Annotated in this window: 3 protein-coding genes; all 3 read left to right on the forward strand. The window is 61.7% G+C overall.

Features of this window, described 5'->3' with window-relative positions:
• Positions 1-990: MCE family protein (locus WBF82_RS05920; RefSeq protein WP_424382148.1), on the forward strand; the 990-nt coding region annotated here is incomplete at its 5' end.
• Positions 987-2027 (forward strand): virulence factor Mce family protein, encoded by a 1041-nt coding sequence (locus WBF82_RS05925; RefSeq protein WP_424382149.1) that lies wholly within the window; start codon positions 987-989, stop codon positions 2025-2027. The genes WBF82_RS05920 and WBF82_RS05925, both read left to right, overlap by 4 nt.
• On the forward strand, positions 2024-2753 hold a 730-nt coding region (locus tag WBF82_RS05930), incomplete at its 3' end, for an MCE family protein (RefSeq protein WP_424382150.1). The genes WBF82_RS05925 and WBF82_RS05930, both read left to right, overlap by 4 nt.

Raw genomic sequence — 2753 nt, forward strand, 5'->3', positions numbered from 1 at the left:
GACGCGAGAATCGTGGCCACCACCGTATTCGGTGAGAAGTACGTGTCGATGACTGCGCCGAAACACCCACTGCCACAACGGATTACGCCGAAGAATGTGATTGACGCCCGATCGGTCACGACAGAGATCAACACGCTGTTCGAGACGATCACCTCGATCGCCGAGAAGGTCGACCCGGTCAAGGTCAACCTGACGCTGAGCGCCGCCGCCCAGGCGTTGAGCGGGTTGGGTGACAAGTTCGGGCAGTCGCTCATCAACGGCAGTGAATCTCTCGATGAGATCAACCCGCGGATGCCGACGATCCGCCACGACATCCAGCAATTGGCGACTTTGGGCGACACCTACGCCAACGCATCGCCTGACCTATTCGACTTCCTGAACAACGCGGTGACGACGGCACGCACGATCCACCAGAACGAAAAGGAATTGGATCAGGCATTGCTGGCGGCGGCGGGCTTCGGCCACACCGGCGCCGACATCTTCAACCGCGGCGGACCGTATCTGGCCCGCGGCGCCGCCGACTTGGTGCCGTCGGCTCAGCTGCTCGACACCTACAGCCCCGAGCTGTACTGCTCCATCCGCAACTTGCACGATGGCGAACCGAAGGTTGCCGCGTTTGCCGGTGGCTTCAACGGCTATTCGCTGCGGTCCGAGACCGAAATATTCTCCGGGCTGGGGCTGGCTCTGAGCCTGCCAGGGCTGGGCCTCACGCTCGCCACGCAGGGGCTCCTCGGGCTAGCCGGACTGGTCGGTGGAGCGCCCAATCCATATGTCTACCCGGAGAACCTGCCACGGATAAACGCTCACGGCGGGCCGGGCGGTGCACCGGGTTGCTGGCAGACCATCACCCGTGATCTCTGGCCCGCACCCACGCTGGTGATGGACACCGGCAACAGCCTTGCGCCGTATAACCATGTCGATACCGGTTCCCCGTACGCAGCTGAGTACGTCTGGGGCCGCCAAATGGGGGACCAAACGATCAACCCATGAAAATCACCGGTACCCTTGTCAAGCTCGGCATCGTCGGCGTGGTGTTGCTGTTCTTTACTGCGTTGCTCGTCGTGGTGTTCGGACAAATGCGCTTCGACCGGACCAACAGTTATTCCGCGGAGTTCAGCAATGTCAGCGGCCTGCGGGCGGGTCAGTTCGTCCGGGCCTCCGGGGTGGAAATCGGCAAGGTCAAAGACATCGAGCTGATCGACGGCGGCCATCGGGTACGAGTCAAATTCGACGTCGACCATTCGATCCCGCTGTATCAGTCGACCACCGCGCAGATCCGCTATTTCAATCTGATCGGTGACCGCTATGTCGAACTCAAGCGCGGGGAGGGCGAGGGGTCCGATCGCGTGCTACCGGCCGGCGGGTTCATCCCGCTATCGCGGACGCAGCCGGCGCTGGATCTGGACGCGCTGATCGGCGGCTTCAAGCCGCTGTTCCGGGCGCTGGATCCGGAGAAGGTCAACAACATCGCCACTGCGATCATCACCGTCTTCCAAGGGCAAGGCGGCACGATCAACGACATCCTCGACCAGACCGCACAACTGACTTCCCACATCGCCGAGCGTGACCAGGCGATCGGCGAGGTGGTCAAGAATCTCAACATCGTGCTCGACACCACGGTCAGACACCGAGAGCAATTCGACCAGACCGTCGACAATTTCGAGAAGCTGATCAGCGGACTGGACAAACACGCCGACCCACTGGCGGCCAACACCGCGAACATCAGCAACGCGGCCGGCACGGTTGCCGACCTGCTCGCCGAGAACCGGACGCTGCTGCACAAGACGCTGGGCTATCTCGAGCCCATTCAGCAACCGATCATCGACCAGAAAGACTTGTACGACGATCAGCTCAAGCGGACGCCGATCGGAATGAACATCGTGGGCAACGCCGTCGGCAACTACGGCGACTGGGTCAACTTCTACTTGTGCGACCTCACCCTGAAGACCAACGGACTGCAGGCCGGCGGCCCGATCCGCACGGTGAGGGTCTGGTCGCAGCCGACAGGTAGGTGCACGCCGCAATGAGAACGCTAGAACCTGCCAACCGGATGCGGATCGGCCTCATGGGCCTGGTCGTGACGGTACTGGTCGTCGGTGTGGGCCAAACCATCACCAGCGTTCCGGTCCTGTTCGCCAAGCCCGCCTACTACGGGCAGTTCACCGATAGCGGCCAGCTGAACAAAGGTGACAAGGTGCGCATCGGCGGCGTGGACGTCGGCGATGTCGAGGCCGTCAAGATCGACGGTGACCACGTCGTGATGAAGTTCTCCACCGGCTCCAACACCATCGGCACCGAGAGCCGGCTGGCGATCAAGACCGACACCATCCTGGGTAAAAAAGTTCTCGAGATCGAGCCGCGCGGCACCCAGACGTTGCCGCCCAATGGTGTGCTGAAGCTGGGGCAAAGCACGACGCCGTATCAGATTTACGACGCCTTCTTCGACGTCACCAAAGCCGCCTCCGGCTGGAACATAGACACCGTCAAACAGTCGCTGAATGTGTTGTCGCAGACCATCGATCAGACGTATCCGCATCTGAGCGCAGCGCTCAAGGGGGTGGCTGATTTCTCCGACACCATCGGCAAGCGCGACGAGCAGGTCACTCACCTGCTGGCGCAGGCTAACCAGATCGCCAGCATATTGGGCGATCGAAGCCAACAGATCGACCGGCTTTTCGTCAACTCCAACGACTTGTTGGCGGCGTTCAACCAGCGCAGCCGGGCGATCAGTGCGCTGCTGAGCAACGTGTCGG

The organism is Mycobacterium sp. (assembly GCF_049673265.1).
Classification (GTDB): Bacteria; Actinomycetota; Actinomycetes; order Mycobacteriales; family Mycobacteriaceae; genus Mycobacterium.